General features: G+C 64.4%; 16 protein-coding genes. 10 read left to right on the plus strand and 6 right to left on the minus strand.

Annotated features, from left to right (window positions below; genetic code table 11):
• The 8 genes from ACN0X6_RS15055 to ACN0X6_RS15090 all read left to right on the plus strand — a co-directional run bounded on the left by ACN0X6_RS15055 (position 1) and on the right by ACN0X6_RS15090 (position 8,271).
• The gene (locus ACN0X6_RS15055; RefSeq protein ID WP_417705097.1) at positions 1-495 is read left to right on the plus strand and encodes a chemotaxis protein CheW; all 495 of its coding nucleotides are present in this window, start codon (positions 1-3) and stop codon (positions 493-495) included.
• 4 nt (positions 496-499) lie between these two features.
• Entirely contained in the window at positions 500-1,747 is a 1,248-nt protein-coding gene (locus tag ACN0X6_RS15060; protein ID WP_417705099.1) for a CheR family methyltransferase, read from the plus strand.
• On the plus strand, positions 1,740-2,423 hold the full coding sequence (locus ACN0X6_RS15065; RefSeq protein WP_417705101.1) for a chemotaxis protein CheW: 684 nt from the start codon (positions 1,740-1,742) through the stop codon (positions 2,421-2,423). The genes ACN0X6_RS15060 and ACN0X6_RS15065 overlap by 8 nt, the downstream gene beginning before the upstream one ends.
• Positions 2,420-4,684, plus strand: a complete 2,265-nt coding sequence (locus ACN0X6_RS15070; RefSeq protein WP_417705103.1) for a hybrid sensor histidine kinase/response regulator — start codon at positions 2,420-2,422, stop codon at positions 4,682-4,684. The genes ACN0X6_RS15065 and ACN0X6_RS15070 overlap by 4 nt, the downstream gene beginning before the upstream one ends.
• Positions 4,681-5,685: a chemotaxis response regulator protein-glutamate methylesterase gene (locus ACN0X6_RS15075; protein ID WP_417705105.1), complete on the plus strand. Its 1,005-nt coding sequence runs from the start codon at positions 4,681-4,683 to the stop codon at positions 5,683-5,685. The genes ACN0X6_RS15070 and ACN0X6_RS15075 overlap by 4 nt, the downstream gene beginning before the upstream one ends.
• Before the next feature lie 62 nt (positions 5,686-5,747).
• Positions 5,748-6,770, plus strand: a complete 1,023-nt coding sequence (locus ACN0X6_RS15080) for a diguanylate cyclase (protein WP_417705107.1) — start codon at positions 5,748-5,750, stop codon at positions 6,768-6,770.
• Between the two features lie 204 nt (positions 6,771-6,974).
• Complete coding sequence (gene aroQ, locus ACN0X6_RS15085; protein WP_192980519.1) at positions 6,975-7,415, plus strand: type II 3-dehydroquinate dehydratase; 441 nt, start codon at positions 6,975-6,977, stop codon at positions 7,413-7,415.
• Between the two features lie 4 nt (positions 7,416-7,419).
• Complete coding sequence (locus tag ACN0X6_RS15090) at positions 7,420-8,271, plus strand: shikimate dehydrogenase (protein ID WP_192980518.1); 852 nt, start codon at positions 7,420-7,422, stop codon at positions 8,269-8,271.
• Positions 8,272-8,341: 70 nt separating this feature from the next.
• Here ACN0X6_RS15090 and ACN0X6_RS15095 read toward each other — a convergent pair whose 3' ends face one another.
• The 6 genes from ACN0X6_RS15095 to ACN0X6_RS15120 form a co-directional block, all read right to left on the minus strand.
• On the minus strand, positions 8,342-9,013 hold the full coding sequence (locus ACN0X6_RS15095) for a TetR/AcrR family transcriptional regulator (protein WP_192980517.1): 672 nt from the start codon (positions 9,011-9,013) through the stop codon (positions 8,342-8,344).
• Positions 9,014-9,099: 86 nt separating this feature from the next.
• Positions 9,100-11,007, minus strand: coding sequence for a 3-dehydroshikimate dehydratase QuiC (gene quiC / locus ACN0X6_RS15100; protein ID WP_417705109.1), 1,908 nt, complete (start codon positions 11,005-11,007; stop codon positions 9,100-9,102).
• 190 nt (positions 11,008-11,197) lie between these two features.
• Positions 11,198-12,082 carry a DMT family transporter gene (locus ACN0X6_RS15105; protein WP_045736194.1) on the minus strand — a complete coding sequence of 295 codons (885 nt, stop codon included), beginning with the start codon at positions 12,080-12,082 and terminating at the stop codon, positions 11,198-11,200.
• 105 nt (positions 12,083-12,187) lie between these two features.
• Entirely contained in the window at positions 12,188-13,006 is an 819-nt protein-coding gene (locus tag ACN0X6_RS15110; protein WP_417705112.1) for a sugar phosphate isomerase/epimerase family protein, read from the minus strand.
• Positions 13,007-13,019: 13 nt separating this feature from the next.
• A complete protein-coding gene (locus tag ACN0X6_RS15115) occupies positions 13,020-14,069 on the minus strand; it encodes a Gfo/Idh/MocA family protein (RefSeq protein ID WP_417705113.1) in 1,050 nt (349 codons plus the stop codon).
• Between the two features lie 745 nt (positions 14,070-14,814).
• The gene (locus ACN0X6_RS15120; RefSeq protein ID WP_417705115.1) at positions 14,815-15,591 is read right to left on the minus strand and encodes an IclR family transcriptional regulator; all 777 of its coding nucleotides are present in this window, start codon (positions 15,589-15,591) and stop codon (positions 14,815-14,817) included.
• A 553-nt stretch (positions 15,592-16,144) separates the two neighbouring features.
• On the opposite strand from ACN0X6_RS15120, the gene ACN0X6_RS15125 reads away from it, so the two are divergent.
• Together ACN0X6_RS15125 and ACN0X6_RS15130 are read left to right on the plus strand one after the other, a co-directional pair.
• Positions 16,145-16,615, plus strand: a complete 471-nt coding sequence (locus ACN0X6_RS15125; RefSeq protein WP_417705117.1) for a tripartite tricarboxylate transporter TctB family protein — start codon at positions 16,145-16,147, stop codon at positions 16,613-16,615.
• A 13-nt stretch (positions 16,616-16,628) separates the two neighbouring features.
• The gene (locus ACN0X6_RS15130) at positions 16,629-18,143 is read left to right on the plus strand and encodes a tripartite tricarboxylate transporter permease (protein ID WP_192980510.1); all 1,515 of its coding nucleotides are present in this window, start codon (positions 16,629-16,631) and stop codon (positions 18,141-18,143) included.
• Positions 18,144-18,202 lie beyond the last annotated feature (59 nt).

Genomic DNA, 18,202 nt, shown 5'->3' on the forward strand with positions numbered 1-18,202 from the left:
ATGCCAGCCCCCAGCAAAGCAGCCGCGGGCGAACTGCACCTGCAGTTTCAGCTCGGTGACGATCGCTACGCCCTGCCCGCCAGCCAGGTGGTCGAAGTGCTGCCGCTGCGCCGCCTGAAACAGGTACCCGAAGCGCCGCAGTGGGTTGCCGGGCTGTTCGAGCATCGCGGCCGGGTGACCCCGGTGATCGATCTCAGCCGCCGCGTCCTGGGCCGCCCCGCCCTGCCCCGCAGCAGTACGCGGCTGGTGCTGGTGCGCTTCGACATGCAACGGGGCGAGCAATCGCCAGTGCTGGGGCTGATCCTGGAGCAGGCCACCGACACCCTGCGCCTGCCCAGCGAGGCATTCAAGGCCAGCGGCCTGGAAGCAGGTCAGGCGGATTACCTGGGGCCGCTGCAACGCACCGCGCGGGGCATGATCCAGCGTATCGAGGTCGCCGGGCTGCTCGATGACGAGCTACGTGCCTTGCTGTTCCAACCAGAGCCGCAGGGCTGACAGCATGATCGAGCATATCGAACGCCTGCTGAAAAACCGCATCGGCCTGGAAGCCGAATCGGTCGGCCGCACGGTGATCGAACGCGCCGTACGCCAGCGCATGAACGCCCTCGGCCAGCAGAGCCTGGAAGGCTACTGGACCACCCTCGGCGGCTCGCCACGCGAGCAGCAGGCGCTGGTGGAAGCCGTGGTGGTGCCGGAAACCTGGTTCTTCCGCTACCCGGAATCGTTCAACGCGCTGGCCAGCCTGGCCCAGGAACGTCACGCCCAATTGCATGGGGCCAGGCCGCTGCGCCTGATCAGCCTGCCCTGCTCCAGCGGCGAAGAACCCTACTCCATCGCCATGGCCTTGCTCGATGCCGGTTTTGCCGCCGAACAGTTCCAGATCGAGGCACTGGATGTCAGCGACAAGGTGCTGGAGCAGGCTCGCAAGGGCCTGTACGGGCGCAACTCGTTCCGTGGCGATGCCCTGGCCTTTCGTGATCGTTTCTTCCAGGAGCAGGACTCCGGTGGCTTTCTCCTCGACGAGCGGGTGCGCAAGTGCGTCAGGCTGCGCACCGGCAACCTGCTCGACCCCAGCCTGTTCGCCGGCGAGCCCAGCTACGACTTCATCTTCTGCCGCAACCTGCTGATCTATTTCGACCGCCCGACCCAGGTGCGCGTGCTGGAGCTGCTCAAGCGCCAGTTGCAGCAAGGCGGCACACTGTTCATCGGCCCCGCCGAGGCCAGCCTGGCCAGCCAGAACGGTTTGCAGGCGCTGGGCCGCCAGCAGACCTTCGCCTTTCGCATGGCGGCGGCTCAACCGCTCATAAGCATGCCGACGCGCGCATCCGCCAGCCGTACGCGCCCAACGGCGGTCATACCGACGCGCGCCGTCCAGCCGAACAGGCCACGCTCCGCGAGCAGAGCGCTGGGCGCAGCGGCGCCACAGGTGCAGGCAGTGGATATCTGGAGCGAAGTCGCCAACCTGGCCAACGCTGGCCGTATCGACGAGGCGCGCCAGCGCAGCGAAGAGCATTTGCAGCAAAACGGTCCCAGCGCCGCCGCCTATTACTGGCTGGGTCTGCTCTGCGACGCGGCAGGCCAGGGCGACCAGGCCTGCGCCTACTACCGCAAGGCGATCTATCTCGAACCGCAACACCGCGAGGCACTCACCCATCTGGCCGCGCACCTGGAAGCGCAAGGCGATCAGACCGGCGCACAGCGCCTGTATCGACGCGCGCAGAACCCCGAGGTAGGCGAACGTGACTGATCAGGATCTGCTGCACAGCCAAACAGCCGTGGACGACTGCTGGAATCGCATCGGCGTGTTCGGCGACAAGCGCTGCCCGCAGCTGGAGCGGCATATCCATTGCCGCAACTGCGAGGTTTACGGCGCAGCGGCCATCGCCCTGCTCGACCGCTACGGCAGTGCACTGGAACGTGGCGATGACGACTACGCCCAGAGCGGGCCCGAGGAAGTTCAGGGCGCGCAGCGCTCACTGCTGATCTTCCGTCTTGGCGAGCAATGGCTGGCCATCGCCACGCACTGCCTGGCCGAGGTGATGCCGGTATCGCCGATCCACGTGCTGCCGCACCGTAACAGCCGTGGCCTGTTGGGCGTGACCAACGTACGCGGCACCCTGGTCGCCTGCCTGTCGCTGGCCGAACTGCTCGATCTCGACACGCAGCAGGATGCGCGCCGTGGCGAGCGACGGGTGATTCCGCGCATGCTGATTCTGGAGAGCGACAGCGGCCCACTGGTGACGCCGGTGGATGAGGTCAGCGGCATTCAGCGCATCCCCGTGGCGCGCATCAGCAATGCCAAGCACGACGACAAACGCACCATCAGCCGCTTCACTGCGGGTGTCCTGCAATGGCAGGAGCAGAGCATTACCCTGCTCGACGACGAACAGTTGCTGCAAACCATGATCGGGAGCCTCGCGTGACACCGGACCAGATGAGGGACGCATCGCTGCTCGACCTGTTCCGGCTGGAGGCCGAGGCGCAGAAGCAGGTGCTCGATACCGGCCTGCTGATTCTCGAACGGGACCCGACCAACGCCGGCCAGCTGGAAGCCTGCATGCGCGCCGCGCACTCGCTCAAGGGCGCGGCACGCATCGTCGGCCTGGACAATGGCGTGCAGGTCGCCCACGCCATGGAGGACTTGCTGGTCGCCGCCCAGGAAGGCCTGCTGCGCCTGCTACCCGATCATATCGACGCCCTGCTGCAAGGCTCCGACCTGCTCCTGCGCATCGGCCAGGCACAGCAGGACGCCGAGCTGGACGCGCGGGTGGAAACTGTCACCACACGCCTGCAGGTGCTGCTTGGCAATGCCGTGCCAGCACTGCGCGTGCAGCCTGGCGACAGCGCCCCGCTTGCCGCCGACGCCCCCCCGGCCAGCCCGCACGAAACGCCCATGGTGACCGGCCCGCAGCCAGCCGAGCCCGTGGCCGACGAACGCATCAGTCGCGTATTGCGGGTGTCGGCCGAACGCTTCGACCACCTGATCGACCTGTCCGGCAAATCGCTGGTGGAATTCCAGCGCACCAAGCCGCTGAACGATTCGCTGCATCGCCTCAAGCGCCAGCAGGAGTCGGCACGGCGCACCCTGGAGACGTTGCGCGAGCATCTACTGGGGACCGCGCTGGACGCCTCCGCCCAGGCGCTGTTCGCCGAGAGCCGCAACCTGTTGATCGAATGCCAGCAACAGCTGCAGGCCCATCAGGAACTGTTCGACGACTTCGTCTGGTACGGCGGGCAACGCACGCAGCAGCTGTACGACCTGGCCCTGGCCTCGCGCATGCGCCCGTTCGCCGATGTGCTGAGCGGGCACACGCGCATGCTGCGTGACCTCGGTCGCTCGCTGGGCAAACAGGTGCGCCTGGAGATCGAGGGCGACAACACCCAGGTCGACCGCGACGTGCTGGAGCGCCTGGAAGCTCCCCTGACGCACCTGCTGCGCAACGCCGTCGACCACGGTATCGAGCCACCGGCGCTGCGCGCCCGCAAGGGCAAACCGGAAGAAGGCGTGGTGCAACTGCGCACACGTCATCATGCCGGCATGCTGGTGCTGGAAGTCAGTGACGACGGCGCCGGCATCGACCTCGAGCGCGTCGCCGAGGCGGTGGTCAAGCGTCGTTTCGCCACTGCCGAGCAGGTCGAGCAGATGACCGAGGAAGAGCTGCTGGCCTTCCTCTTCCTGCCTGGTTTCAGCATGAGCCAGCAGGTCACCGAGGTTTCCGGTCGTGGCGTCGGCCTCGACGTGGTGCAACACGAGATTCGCCGCATGCGCGGCAATGTGCGCCTGCTGCAGAACCCGGATCAGGGCTGCCTGTTCCACCTCGAACTGCCGCTGACGCTCTCGGTGGTGCGCGCGCTGGTGGTGACCATCGGCGGCGAGGCCTATGCCTTCCCGCTGGCGCAGATCGAACGCATGCTGCGCCTGCCGCGCAGCGCCATCGTCCAGCTCGAGGGGCGTCAGCACTTCTGGTTGGAGGACGAGCACGTCGGCCTGATCTCCGCCGCACAGCTGCTGCAATGCAACGAGAAACAGGGCGACGATGACAGCATTCCCATCGTGCTGATTCGCGACCGCGAGCAATACCATGGCCTGGCGGTCGAAGCCTTCCTCGGCGAGTTCACCCTGGTGCTGATGCCGCTCGATGGGCGCCTGGGCAAGGTGCGCGACGTCGCGGCCGGCGCCCTGCTGCACGATGGCACGCCAGTGCTGATCCTGGATGTCGACGACCTGCTCAACTCGATGGGCAAATTGCTCGGCACCGGCCACCTGGAGCGCGTCGACCATGCCAGCCATGCGCGCCAGGCTGTCAGCAAGCGCGTGCTGGTGGTGGATGACTCGCTCACCGTGCGCGAACTGGAGCGCAAACTGCTGCTCAGCCGTGGCTATCAGGTGTCGGTCGCCGTGGATGGCATGGACGGCTGGAACGCCCTGCGCGCCGAAACCTTCGACCTGCTGATCACCGATATCGACATGCCGCGCATGGACGGCATCGAGCTGGTCACGCACGTGCGCCAGGACCCTCGCCTGCGCTCGCTGCCGGTCATGGTGGTGTCGTACAAGGACCGCGAAGAGGATCGTCGTCGCGGCCTGGAGGCCGGCGCCGATTATTACCTGGCCAAGGCCAGCTTCCATGACGAAGCGCTACTGGACGCCGTACAAACCCTGATCGGTGAGGCCCGCGAATGAGGATCGCCATTGCCAACGACATGCCCCTGGCAGTCGAAGCCCTGCGCCGTGCCCTGGCGGCCGAGCCCGAGTATCAGCTGATCTGGGTTGCCAGCAACGGCGAGGAGGCGGTCAGCCGCTGCCGCGACGACCTGCCCGATCTGCTGCTGATGGACATGCTCATGCCCGGCATGGACGGCGTGGAAGCGACCCGGCGGATCATGCACGACACGCCCTGCGCCATCCTCATCGTCACCTCGGACGTCGAGCGCAACATGTCGCGGGTCTTCGACGCCATGGGTGCCGGCGCGCTGGATGTGGTTGCCGCGCCGTCGCTTGGCCCGCAACAGGTGCTCGATGCCGCGACGGTAAGACGCAAGATCCACAACATCGCCTGGATGATCGGCCACAAGACCTCGCGCTCGGTCAAACCGACCCCCGTGCGCAGCGCCGACAACCGTGGCAAGCGCCTGGTGGCCATCGGCGCATCGGCTGGCGGCCCGGCTTCGCTGGTGGAGCTGCTGCGGCAGATCCCGCCGGATTTTCCCGCCAGCATCGTGCTGGTGCAGCACGTCGACGAAGTCTTCGCGGCCGGCATGGCCCAGTGGCTCGGCAGCGAATCGCACATGCCGGTGCGCCTGGCCCGGGAGGGCGAAGTGCTGCAACCGGCCACCGTGCTCCTGGCCGGTACCAACAATCACCTGTACCTGGCGCCGGAGGGGCGCCTGGTGTATCGACGCGAGCCGACCGATCAGGTCTACCGGCCCTCTATAGATGTATTCTTCGAGAGCGTGGCCACCTATTGGCGAGGTGATGCAATTGGCGTGCTGCTGACGGGTATGGGGCGCGATGGTGCCAGGGGCCTGAAGCTGATGCGCGAACGCGGCTTTCATACCATCGCCCAGGACCAGGCCAGCAGCGCCGTCTACGGTATGCCCAAGGCCGCTGTGGCTCTGGGCGCCGCTGCAGAAGTGCTGCCGCTGGACAGAATTGCGGCGCGTCTGCTCGAGCGCCTGGGCTGAGAACGCCAACCCGCGGCCAAAGCAGCCGCGCAACCTACCAAGACAAAGGCGGAGACGCACTTATGCAACGGCCTCAAGGGAACTCCAATCATCATTACGGCCTGCCCGACTACTCGATGATGGTGCTGCTGGTCGATGACCAGGCCATGATCGGCGAGGCCGTAAGGCGTGCGCTGAGCGAAGAGAGCGACATCGATTTCCACTTCTGCTCCGACCCGCATCAGGCGCTGAGCGTGGCTCAGCAGATCAAGCCGACGGTTATCCTGCAGGACCTGATCATGCCCGGCGTCGACGGCATCGAACTGCTCGCCCAGTACCGTGCGGCGCCCGGCCTGCGCGACGTGCCGATCATCGTGCTGTCGACCAAGGAAGACCCCAAGGTCAAGAGCGCAGCCTTCACCGCCGGGGCCAACGATTACCTGGTCAAGCTGCCGGACGTGATCGAGTTGCTCGCACGCATTCGCTACCACTCGCGCTCCTACCTGACCATGCTGCAGCGCGACGAGGCCTACCGCGCCCTGCGCGAAAGCCAGCAGCAATTGCTCGACACCAACCTGGTGCTGCAGCGCCTGATCAAGTCCGACGGCCTCACCGGCCTGGCCAACCGCCGCTACTTCGACGAATACCTGGAAATCGAATGGAGCCGCGCCTTGCGTGACCAGAGCGAACTGTCGCTGCTGATGATCGACGTCGACTACTTCAAGGCCTACAACGACCAGCACGGCCACGTCGCCGGCGATGAAGTGTTGCGCCGCGTCGGTGAGTCGCTGCGCGGCAGTTGCACGCGCGCCTCGGATCTGGCCGCACGCTACGGTGGCGAAGAGTTTGCCGTGATCATGCCCGGCACCGCCGCCGGCGGCGCGCGTCTGCAGGCAGAAAAGATCCGCCGCGCGGTGGAGGCGATGGGTATCCCTCACGACCTGCCCAAAACCGGCTCGCCAATCAGTGTCAGCATCGGTATCGCCACCATCCGCCCCTCAGCGGAACATGACCCGCTGAGCCTGGTGATCAAGGCCGATGAAGGCCTGTACCTGGCCAAGCACAGCGGCCGCAACCAGGTGGCGCAGGCTGGCGAGAACAGCTAAAGCGCAGGGCGATAATCGCCCACTTTGCAAGCCCCCTTCGGTCTTGCCGAAATCTTCCACAACCCTTGATTTTACTGAGCCTGACGCCCTGACCGAGGGCGCCAGGCTTCTTCTTGCGCGCTTACCCAGCGACCACCGAATTGACTGAATTAACCAGTTAGTACATTTTTCTCGCAGTCACGTCACAACAACAAGAGATACCCCATGACGCCCTGCATTCTTGTACTCAATGGCCCCAATCTGAACCTGCTTGGAACCCGCGAACCGGCTACCTATGGCCATGAAACCCTGGCCGACATTTCCCGGCTTTGCGCCGAAACTGCCACCGAACACGGCTTGAAGATCGAGTTTCGCCAGACCAACCATGAGGGCGAACTGCTCGACTGGATTCATGCCGCGCGCGGGCGCTGCGCCGGCATCCTGATCAATCCGGCAGCCTGGACTCACACGTCGGTGGCCATCCGCGATGCCCTGGTGGCCAGCGAACTGCCGGTCATCGAGGTGCATCTGTCCAACGTGCACAAGCGTGAGCCGTTCCGTCATCACTCCTTCGTCTCGCCGATCGCCGTCGGTGTCATTTGTGGGCTCGGCAGTCAGGGTTACCGACTGGGCCTGCAGTACTTCGCTCAATCGCTCAAGGGTTAAGACCATGTCCTCTGTTACCAGCGGCATTCTCGCCGGCCTCATTGGCAAAGGCATTCAGGCTTCGCGCACGCCCGCCATGCACGAACGCGAAGGCGATGCGCAGGGGCTGCGCTACCTCTACCGCCTGATCGACCTCGATCAGTTGGGCCTCGACCTCGATGCGCTGCCGAGCCTGCTCGATGCGGCGCAGCACATGGGCTTTACCGGTCTCAACATCACCTTCCCGGCCAAGCAGGCGATCATCCCGCTGCTCGACGAGCTGTCGAGCGAGGCCCGAGGCATTGGCGCGGTGAACACCGTGGTGCTCAAGGACGGCAAGCGTGTCGGCCACAACACCGATTGCCTGGGCTTCGCCGAGGGCTTGCGCCGTGGCCTGCCCAACGTGGCTCGCCGTCGCGTGGTGCAGATGGGCGCAGGCGGTGCCGGCGCAGCCGTGGCCCACGCCCTGCTCGCCGAAGGCGTCGAACGCCTGTGCATCTTCGAGGTGGAGCCCGGCCGCGCCCAGGCCCTGGCGGACAATCTCAACGCTCACTTTGGCGCCGAGCGCGCCATCGCGGGCGAAGACCTGGCCGGTGAAGTCGCCGCTGCCGACGGGCTGGTCAACACCACGCCGGTGGGCATGGCCAAACTGCCGGGCACACCGCTGCCGATGGAGCTGCTGCATGCCGGGCTGTGGGTCGCCGAGATCATCTACTTCCCGCTGGAAACCGAACTGCTGCGCCACGCCCGCGCCCTTGGCTGCCGCACGCTGGATGGCGGCACCATGGCGGTGTTCCAGGCGGTCAAGGCGTTCGAACTGTTCAGTGGCCGCCCGGCCGATGCCGAACGCATGCAGGCGCACTTCGCCAGTTTCTGAGCACACTCATGCAAAAAGGGCCCTGGCAGCGACAACGCGGCCAGGGCCCTTTTCATATCCGCACCGATCTTCAGCCCTGGATATAACGCAGCACCGCCTCGCAGATCATCGCCTTGTGTCGCTGCTTGACCTGCTCGTCGGGCAGATCGATCTGGAAGATCTCGCCAAAGGTGTGGCGGTTGGACACCCGATAGAAACAGAAAGAACTGATCAGCAGGTGTACATCGAGTACGTCGATACCGGAGCGGAACACCCCCTCTTGCTCGCCGCGACGCAGGGTCTTGCCGAGGGTATCGAGCACCACGTTGCTCATCTGGCGGATGACCGGCGACTGCTTGACGTACTCGCCGTAGTGGATGTTCTCGATGCTGACGATGCGCACGAAGTCGACGTTGCGGTCATGGTGATCGAAGGTGAACTCCACCAGCCGACGGATCGCCAGCACCGGCGGCAAGGAGGCCAGATCGAGGCGACTCTCGGTGCCGCGGATATCACCGTAGAGTTTGACCAGCACCTCGAGATAGAGCTGTTCCTTGCTGCCGAAGTAGTAGTAGATCATCCGTTTCGAGGTCGCGGTGCGCTCGGCGATGGCGTCCACGCGGGCGCCGGAAAGGCCCTGCTGAACGAACTCCGTGATGGCGGCCTGGAGAATGCTCTCGCGGGTTTTTTCCGGGTTGTTCTTACGTACCTTGCGCACCACCTCGAGAGGTTCAGTGGTCAGGTTGGCAACGGCTTCGGTCATACGGCAATGGTCTTTTTTATAGGTATTGGTGGAGCGGATTATGGCAGGCCGCAGCGGCAACCGGACAGGCTGCCACCTGCACCCACTTATAACCGCGGACGCTTCAAGCCACCGCTGCGCGCCTTGGCCATGGCCGCCAGGCGCACCGCTACGTTGGCCGCGCCATAGCCCACGTAGCCGCCCTTGCGCTGAATGATTTCGAAGAAGAAGCGCTCCTCGAACGGCTCGGTGTAGACGTGGAACAACTCGCCACCCTGGGCATCACGATCATAGAGCACGTTGTAGTACGCCAGCTCGCTGAGGAACTCGTCGTCGAAATCGAAGCGCGCGGCCAGATCATCGTAGTAGTTCAGCGGAATTTCCAGTAGCGGCACACCCGCTTCCTTGGCCCGCGCCACTTCGGCGAAGATGTCTTCGCAGGAAAACGCGATGTGGTGCACGCCGGAGCCCTGATAGCTCGACAGAGCATGGGCAATGGCGGTGTTGCGGTTCTCCGAGATGTTCAGCGGCAGGCGGATCGAACTGCAACGGCTGCGAATCGCGCGGCTTTTCACCAGGCCGTAAGGATCGGGCAGGACCACTTCGTCATCGGCCTCGAAATCCAGCAGGCTCTTGTAAAACAGCACCCAACTGTCCAACGACTCGGCCGGCAGTGCCAGCGCCATGTGGTCGATGCGCTGCAGGCCACCACTGGTCTCGGCCGTCTGATTCAGGCTGAAGTCAGTGTCGTAGATGGTCTGCCCTGCTCCCGCCTGCTCCACCAGATAGATCAGGCTGCCATCGGGAGCGCGCACTGCCGGCACTTCCCGCTCGTTGGGGCCGACCAGGCCACGATAGGGCTGGCCCCGATAGTCGCAGGCGCGCTGCAACGCCGCGGCACCATCCTTCACCCGCAGCGCGGTGGCACACAGCGACGGGCCGTGCGACTCGAAGAAGTTGTGCGCGAAAGAATAGGGCTCGGCGTTGAGCACGATATTGATATCGCCCTGACGCAGCAGGCTGACGTCCTTGGAGCGATGCTGGCCGGCATGGGCAAAGCCCAGTCGCTCCAGCCAGCCGGACAGACGCGCGCCGACGGCCTCGTCGACGGCGAACTCGAGAAACTCCACGCCGTCGTAGCGATGCGCCGCAGGCGGGGTGAAGAGCACGCCCGGCTCGATCTGATGCCCCTCTTTCTCGAGACGCTTGTGGGTCTTTTCCTCGAGATAGAGCAGCGAGCGCAGACCGTCGGCGGCGTTCTGACGCGGCGGCGCAGCGCGAAAACCATCGTTGAAGATTTCCAGCGACAGCGGGCCGCGATAGCCGGTACGCAGGATCGGCGCGAGGAAACCGGCCAGATCGAATTCGCCCTGCCCCGGGAAGCAGCGGAAATGGCGGCTCCACTCCAGCACGTCCATGGCCAGGATCGGTGCATCGGCCATCTGCACGAAGAAGATCTTGTCGCCGGGGATATCGGCGATGGCTGCGGGATCGCCCTTGAGCGACAGCGTATGGAAACTGTCGAGGATCACCCCGACGGCCGGGTGATCGGCCTGGCGCACCAGATTCCATACCTGCTGATAGGTATTGACGTGACGGCCCCAGGCCAAGGCCTCGTATCCAATTCGCAGGCCGCGCGCACCAGCGCGCTCGCCCAACAGGCGCAGGTCGTCGATAAGGATTTCATCGTCGCCCAGCGAGTCGGCCGCGACGTTGCTGCACACCAGCACCAGGTCGGTGCCCAGTTCCTGCATCAGGTCGAACTTGCGCTCGGCACGGTCGATGTTGCGCTGCAGGCGGTCGCGGCGGCAGCCTTCGAAGTCGCGAAATGGCTGGAACAGGGTGATGGCGATGCCGAGGTCGGCGCAGCGCTTGCGAATTTCGCTGGGGCTGCCGTCGTAGTAGAGCAGGTCGTTCTCGAAGATTTCCACACCGTCGAAGCCGGCGGCAGCAATGGCTTCGAGCTTCTCGGGCAGGGTACCGCTGAGGGAAACGGTGGCAATTGAACGCTGCATAGACGGCTCCGGGCTGAGGCGGCGCCGTGGCGGGCAAAGTGAGGGAGGCGAGACGCGCTCATGAGCCCTCACTCGGCCGGTTGGTCGGCGCTCATGGATTGTTCGTAGCCTGGATTATTGGCAGGGTCGGGGAGATCAGCAATTCAAAATGAACGAACTGGTTAGTTTTCCGTTCGATAATCGAACATCATCACTTCCGGGGCTGTTTCCGGTTCTGCCAGGCAGCCGCCAAACCGCTCAGGCAGATGATGAGAATACCGATCATCGCCGTGGTATCCGGCTTGTGCTGGAACACCAGCAGCCCCAGCAGCCCGGCGAAGACGATCTGCACGTAGCCGAACGGCGCCAGCAAAGCCGGCGCGGCATGGCGGAAGGCGTGGGTCAGCAGCAGGTGCGCGGCCATGCCACAGCCGCCCAGCGCCAGCATCATCAGACCGTGCGTGAGGCTCGGTACATGCCAGAAGAACGGCACCAGCAGACTCATCACCAGCGTGTTGACCAGGCCGGCGAAGAAGTTGCTGGTGGTCGCGCTGTCCACTTCACTGAGACGCCGGGTGAGGATCTGATAGCAGCTGAAACACAACGCCGCACTCAGCGGCAACAGCACAGCCGGGGTAAACAGGCTGCCGCCCGGATGCACGATGATCAGGACCCCGACGAAGCCGACGATCACCGCAGCCCACTGGCCCGCGCTGACGCGTTCACCGAGCAAGGGCACCGATAGCGCCGTGACCAGCAGCGGCGCCAGAAAGATCACCGAGGTCGCCTCGGCCAGCGGGATGAACATCAGCCCCGTGGTGAACAGCAGGCTCACGCCCAGCAGGCACAGCGCCCGCAGCACCTGCAGGCCAGGCCGCTTGGTACGCAGCACGCGCAAGCCGGATTGCGGCAGGAAGATGCCGGCCATCAGCAAGGTGTGCACCAGGTAGCGCGCCCAGACGATGAGGATGATCGGATAGAAACCCGACAGGTATTTGGACATGGCATCGTGACTGGCGAACAGGAAGGTCGCCAGCACCATCAGGCCGATCCCCTTGAGCGGGTGATTGGCGCCGGACAATGGAGTGAGACTCATGAAATACCCGGAAGGCGGACTCGCCGCAAAAAGATAGCAAGACAACTAACTATACAGACCACGACGGACCAACGCCTACCTCCACTGCGGCAGGCGCTGACTCCATCACGACTGACGGTCGAGCAACTGCCGGGTCTTCTCCAGCGCCATGCGGGCTCGCTGCAATGCGCTGACACCCTGCTCCATCAGTTGCCGGGTCGGAATTTCCAGGCTCAGCGGGATGTTCGTCGGCAGGGTTCGCAGCAAGCCGAGCAGATCGCAGTCGCCTTCGCCGGGGAAGCGCCGTTCATTACGCGCCTGCCGCAGGATTTCGTCCATGTCCTGCGGGCGCGGCCCGGCCACATCGCACAACTGAGCGTAGCGCAGACGCTCGGCGGGCACCGCCGCCAGATCCTGCAGGCGTGAGCCAGAACGGTCGAAGTGGAAAGCATCGACCAGCACGCAGCCATTGGCTCGCCCCGCCGCAGCGACGATACGCGCCGCCTGGGTCAGGTCGCGGGCGTTGGTCCAGGGCATGAATTCCAGGTGCGGGTGCAGGCCGTACTGCGCGGACAGATCACAGAGCGCAGCGAAGTTGTCGGTCTGCCGCGCTTCGTCTGGATCATTGCCGGCCACCAGCAGTTCGCTGGCACCGCACTCGGCGCCTACGGCGAGGATGGCCTCGAAGTCGCTGACGCGGGTTTGCGCCTTCAGGCGCAGGATTTCCACGTCGAGGACCTGGATGCCGGTATCGCGCAAACGCTTCAGGGTCTGCGCACGCAGGGCGGCATCGGCCACCAGCGGAAAGTGATGCTCTTCCGGCGTAGCCGGCACCAGGCGCAGGCCAACGTGGCTGTAGCCGGCACGCGCCGCCACCTCGACCATCTCTGGTGGCGACAGCTCGAGCACGGTCAGGGCGGCCAGGGAAAGAATACGTTCGCTCATGATGACTCTCTGCTCAGAGGGTTTCGGGGACGCAGGCCTGGCCACTTTCCGCCGCCAGGCGGATGGCCTCGACCAGCGCCAGGGTGCGACCGGCATCGGCAGCGCTGACCAGCGGCTTAACCTGGCCACGGGCGACCTGGACGAAATGCTGCAACTGGCGGTACAGGGCCTCGCCTGCGTCGAAGTGCTCCTGCACCTGCTGCAGCGGCTGGTGCCAGCCAGCGCCCGCCTCGCCGTAATGCCAGCGCTTGAGCTGCGGAATGCTCAGGGCGCCTCGGGTGCCGGCGAGCAAGTAACAGGGCTGATCGGCCTGATGCGGGTAGACCGGGTTCTCGCCGGAATCCAGCTCCCAGCTCCAGGGCGCAGCGACCGCATCGGAACCGGTCAGGCTGCCCAACGCGCCACCTTCGAACTGCAGCAGCACCGCCGCGCTGTCCTCGTTGGCGAAACCGCGTACGCCATTGCTGGTGATGGCTTGCACCTGACGCACTTCACCACACAGATGGCGCAGCAGATCGAGGTCATGAATCAGATTGGTCAGCAGCATTCCGGCACCGGCTTCGCGGCGCCAGGCGATGTCGTAGTAACTATCGGGTTTCTGCACCTGCCACAGCGCAGTCACCGTGGTCAGTCGGCCCAGAGCGCCCGCTTCGATCAACTCGCGGGCACGGGCGATCAGCGGATTGTGCCGGCGATGATGCCCCACCAGCACCGGCACGCCACTGCGTTCGCTGGCCGCAACCAGCTCGCGAACCTCGTCCAGGTGGATGCCCACCGGTTTTTCCAGCAGCACCGGCACGCCCGCTGCAATGCAGTCGAGCGCCGTACTGACATGCAGCGCATTGGGGTTGGCAACGATCACTGCTTCAGGCCGAACCTGCTCCAGCATCTGCTGGTGATCGGCGAAACAAGGCACGCCGCATTGCGCCGCAAACTCGGCGGCCTGAGGGCCGGGATCGGCGATGGCACAGAGTTGCGCTTCGGCCAGATTCTGCAGGTGCTGGTGGTGCTGACGGCCCATGACACCAGCGCCGATCAGGGCAATACGCAGGGGGGAAATCACGCGTTGATCCTCTTTTTGTCGTATTTGCGCGGGCGCTGCCTGGGAGGTCCTGCAGCGCCTCTTTTTTAATTTAGAACTCAGTTCCAGAAAAATCGCAAGCGCGAATTGGGACTAACGGATTGCCCTTGATCGGAAGTCGGCGAGAGGAAGAAGTTGAAGCCGGTGCGCGCGGCGCACCCTACAAGCTAGTCGCATCAACCGATGCATTGCGCCCGTGCCGACTCAGTACGTAGGGTGCGCCGTGCGCACCAGAACCGACGGAAGCATCGGATTCGGCATCAGTCCGCAGATTACCTGCCGGCGCGACGGAGCCACGAAGGGCGCTGATTCGCGGCTGAAGCGGAGTGCCGCCCAGCCGCTCCTACGATGAGGTGGGCGTGCCGCTCTCCAAGCGATCAGTACCGTAGGGTGCGCCGTGCGCACCAGAACCGACGGAAGCATCGGATCCGGCATCAGCCCGCAGATCAGCTGCAGGCGCGACGGTGCCACGAAGGACGCTGATTCGCGGCTGAAGCCGCTCCCACGGTGAGCTGGGCGTGCCGCTTGCTAACCGATCAGGCGAACAGCTCGGAGGCCGGGCTCGCAGCGGACAACTCGTCGGCAGTTTCGTAGGGTGCGCCGCGCGCACCGGAACCAGCAGAGGAATCGGATTTGGCAGACCGTAGGAGCGGCTTCAGCCGCGAAGGGTGCTGATTCGCGGCTAAAGCCGCTCCTACACGGGCTGGGCGTGTCGCTTGCTACCTGTTCAGGCGAACAGTTCGGAAGCAGGGCTGGCGGCGGACAGCTCGGCAGCGGCGGCCAGCAGCTCAGGCGCCAATTGCTCGATACGCGTCAGAGGCATACGAGCACTGGGCCCGGCAATGCTGAGCACGCCGATTACCCGTTCCTCGACGGGGTGACGCACCACCGCGGCCAGCGCAGCGGTACCCAGCGACGAACTTTCCATCACCCAGGCGTATCCCTGCTGCCGCGCCAGGATCAGGCGCTGCAGCAGTTCCTGTTGGTTATGCGGCGCATTGGGGCCGAAGTCGGCAGGATCGGCGATGCCCTGCCGCGCCACCAACGCCAGAGCCTCTGCGTCGCTCATGCTGGCCAGCCAGGCATGCCCGGAGGCGGTGTAGAACAGCGGTGCGTCACGTCCCATGTCCGGGTCGTAACGCAGACCGGAGCGAGCCCCCTGGCTCTTGGCGATCCAGGTCTGGCGCTCGCCCTCGATCACGCCCAGGCGCACCAGCTCGCCGCTGGTTTCAGCCAGCCCATCGAGAATCGGCTGCACCACGTCGGCGCCGCTGTTGGCCAGATAGCGAAAACCCAGCGCTACCAGTTTGGTCGAGAGCCGATAGCGACTGGTGAGCGCATCCTGGCGCACATAGCCCAGACGCATCAGCTCGGCGAGCATGCGATGCGTGGCGCTCTTGGGAATATCCAGCTCATCGGCCAGGGCCTGCATCTGCATGCCACGGGCATCGCGAGTGAGGCTTTCGAGAAGGCTGAGCGCGCGTTCGATCTGACTGCCGGCCATGAGAATGTCCTGAAAAATTTGCGCCGATTCTAAGAGACAAGCGCCCGGTGACGCGAGCCAGACCGGCGCCTGCCTCTGGATGCTGGGCCACGGACGCGCGATACTGCCAGCGCGACGCACAATGTACTAACCGGTTCGTTCTTGTTCGGTTATCGAACAAAACCCCGTTTAGCGAATTGAAATGGCCAGCCTGGTCGGCCCACTATTCCTACCACGCCTGAAATCGAAGTGATCTTCTGCCTGGTGCATCACGCTTCGAATGTTTCAGCAGCCAATAAATATAAGAAGGTCAATTGTCATGTCACAGCCTATGCACCTGCGTGCCCCGGCCACCCCTGCCACAGCGAGGATCGCTCCTCGTCCGGCGCCCAGCTCGTTGCTCGACGACTGGTCTTCTCTATCCACTCTGGCCATGCCCGTCCTCGCCCCTGCCCATCAGGGCATGCGCAAGGTCTCCTGGCGGCGCCTGATCAGCGCGCTGACAGCCAAACGGCAGCCTGCGTGCGAATCCTGACCAGCCCCACCTCCTCCCCAACCCTGTCGGAGCGATAGCATGAACAAGACAGATAAGATGCTGGTCGGCGAGCGCACCTTCTGTGTCCTGCTGTTACTGGCCAGCCTGGTGGTGTTCTACCTGGCTTACCAGATTTCCGGTTTCTCCTCGATCAATTCCCCCGGAGCATTTCCCATCGGCGTCGCGCTGGTGATGATCCTCTCTGCGGTGAAGATCGGCGTCGAGCTGATCGGCAAGGCCAAACCCGACAGCAGCGGCTGGCTGGATGCCTTCCAGCAGTTTCGCGACACCCACTTCCCGCGCCGCACACTGGTCTTCGGCCTGCTGGCCGTGGCGTATCTGGCGGCGATCCAGTGGGTCAGTTTCTACGTCAGCACCTTCCTTTTTCTGGTGCTGTCGATCGTTTACCTGCGCAAAGGCCGCGTACTCAACGCCATCCTGATCGCAGCTGTGTTGCTGGTGCTGATCTATCTGCTGTTCAGCCTGGCGTTCAGCGTTTACCTGCCATAACGAGGCACTCGAGATGAGCGATACCCTTTCCTACCTGCTGATGGCCTGGAGTGATCCGCAGCTGCTGATGCTGACTGCGCTGGGCACCTTTGCCGGCATCTATATCGGCGCCATCCCGGGCCTCTCGGTGACCATGGCAGTGTCCATCCTGGTGTCCTTCACCTTCTCCTGGGATGTCAACGATGCACTGGCGCTGATCGTCGGCATCTTCATCGGCGGCGTTTACGGTGGCTCACGCAGCGCCATCCTGCTGAACATCCCCGGCGCGCCCTCCTCGGTGGCCACGGCCTTCGACGGCTACCCACTGGCACAACAGGGCGAAGCCGGTCGCGCCATCGGCCTGAGCACCGTGATGTCGGTGGTCGGCGGTATCGTCGGCACCATCATGCTCGCCAGCGCGGCACCGCTGATCGGCGAACTGGCCCTGCGCTTCGCCCCGCGCGACTACTTCCTGGTCGCCGCTATCGGCCTGCTGTTGGTCGGTAGCCTGGCCGAAGGCTCGCTGGCAAAAGGCATCTTCGCCGCCGGCCTGGGCGCGGTGATCGGCCTGGTCGGTATGGACCCGGTCACTGCACAAGGGCGTTTCACCCTGGGCCAGGTCGAACTCATGGGCGGCATCCACTACGTGGTGCTGATGATTGGCCTGTTCGGCGTCGCCGAGGCCTTCTATCAACTGCATAACCTCGACAGCCCGGTAGTCCGCCAGAAGGTGGACAAGATCCTGCCGTCCTTCGCCATGGTGCTGAAATTCCTCCCGTTGTCGATCCGCACTTCGATCATTGGTGTCATCGTCGGCGTGCTGCCGGGCGTCGGCGGCGACATCGCGGCGCTGATGGCCTATGACCACGCCAAGCGCACCGTGAAAAATCCGTCCAGGCCGTTCGGCAAGGGTGCCTACGAAGGCCTGGTAGCCCCGGAAACCGCCAACAGCGCGGCGGTCGGTGGCGCCTACGTGCCGATGCTGACGCTGGGCATGCCCGGTGATGCAGTCACCGCAGTGATCATCGGCGCCCTGGTGGTGCATGGCCTCAATCCCGGCCCGATGCTGATGGTGGAAAACCCGCACATCTTCTACTTCACCGTCGGCAACCTGCTGCTGGCCAACGTGTTTCTGATGATCTTCGGCCTGATGGGCATCAAGCTCTTCGCCAAGTTCGTGGAAATGCCCAAGGCCGTGCTGATTCCACTGATCCTGGTGCTCTGCGTGGTCGGTACCTACTCGATCAACAGCAGCATGACCGAGGTGTACTGGATGCTCGGTTTCGGGGTACTCGGTTATCTGCTGAAGATCTTTGGCTTCCAGATGGGCCCGATCATCCTCGGCGCCATCCTCGGCCCACTGATGGACACCTCGTACCGCCAGGCCATGTCCTCGGCCGGTGACAACCCGGTGGAGCTGCTGCAAGGGCTGGTCACCAGCCCGCTGTCGCTGATCCTCAGCGCCGCGGTGGTGCTGATCCTGCTGGGCAACACCCCGCTGCTGAAGAAACTCAAGAGCAAGTTCAGCCCCGCTTCGGCGCGCGGCTGACACCCAGGTTCCAAGGCGTGCCCCGGCCGACAGGGGCTCACAACAACAACCGATGGAGA

The sequence above is a fragment of the Pseudomonas sp. genome (assembly GCF_048269965.1).
Lineage (GTDB): Bacteria > Pseudomonadota > Gammaproteobacteria > Pseudomonadales > Pseudomonadaceae > Aquipseudomonas.

What these genes read in the sequence shown, in the direction of transcription:
- ACN0X6_RS15055 (WP_417705097.1), top strand. Translation starts at nt 1, where the DNA reads ATGCCAGCCCCCAGCAAAGCAGCCGCGGGCGAACTGCACCTGCAGTTT.
- ACN0X6_RS15060 (WP_417705099.1), top strand. Translation starts at nt 500, where the DNA reads ATGATCGAGCATATCGAACGCCTGCTGAAAAACCGCATCGGCCTGGAA.
- ACN0X6_RS15075 (WP_417705105.1), top strand. Translation starts at nt 4,681, where the DNA reads ATGAGGATCGCCATTGCCAACGACATGCCCCTGGCAGTCGAAGCCCTG.
- ACN0X6_RS15080 (WP_417705107.1), top strand. Translation starts at nt 5,748, where the DNA reads ATGCAACGGCCTCAAGGGAACTCCAATCATCATTACGGCCTGCCCGAC.
- aroQ (WP_192980519.1), top strand. Translation starts at nt 6,975, where the DNA reads ATGACGCCCTGCATTCTTGTACTCAATGGCCCCAATCTGAACCTGCTT.
- ACN0X6_RS15090 (WP_192980518.1), top strand. Translation starts at nt 7,420, where the DNA reads ATGTCCTCTGTTACCAGCGGCATTCTCGCCGGCCTCATTGGCAAAGGC.
- ACN0X6_RS15095 (WP_192980517.1), bottom strand. Translation starts at nt 9,013, where the DNA reads ATGACCGAAGCCGTTGCCAACCTGACCACTGAACCTCTCGAGGTGGTG.
- quiC (WP_417705109.1), bottom strand. Translation starts at nt 11,007, where the DNA reads ATGCAGCGTTCAATTGCCACCGTTTCCCTCAGCGGTACCCTGCCCGAG.
- ACN0X6_RS15105 (WP_045736194.1), bottom strand. Translation starts at nt 12,082, where the DNA reads ATGAGTCTCACTCCATTGTCCGGCGCCAATCACCCGCTCAAGGGGATC.
- ACN0X6_RS15110 (WP_417705112.1), bottom strand. Translation starts at nt 13,006, where the DNA reads ATGAGCGAACGTATTCTTTCCCTGGCCGCCCTGACCGTGCTCGAGCTG.
- ACN0X6_RS15120 (WP_417705115.1), bottom strand. Translation starts at nt 15,591, where the DNA reads ATGGCCGGCAGTCAGATCGAACGCGCGCTCAGCCTTCTCGAAAGCCTC.
- ACN0X6_RS15125 (WP_417705117.1), top strand. Translation starts at nt 16,145, where the DNA reads ATGAACAAGACAGATAAGATGCTGGTCGGCGAGCGCACCTTCTGTGTC.
- ACN0X6_RS15130 (WP_192980510.1), top strand. Translation starts at nt 16,629, where the DNA reads ATGAGCGATACCCTTTCCTACCTGCTGATGGCCTGGAGTGATCCGCAG.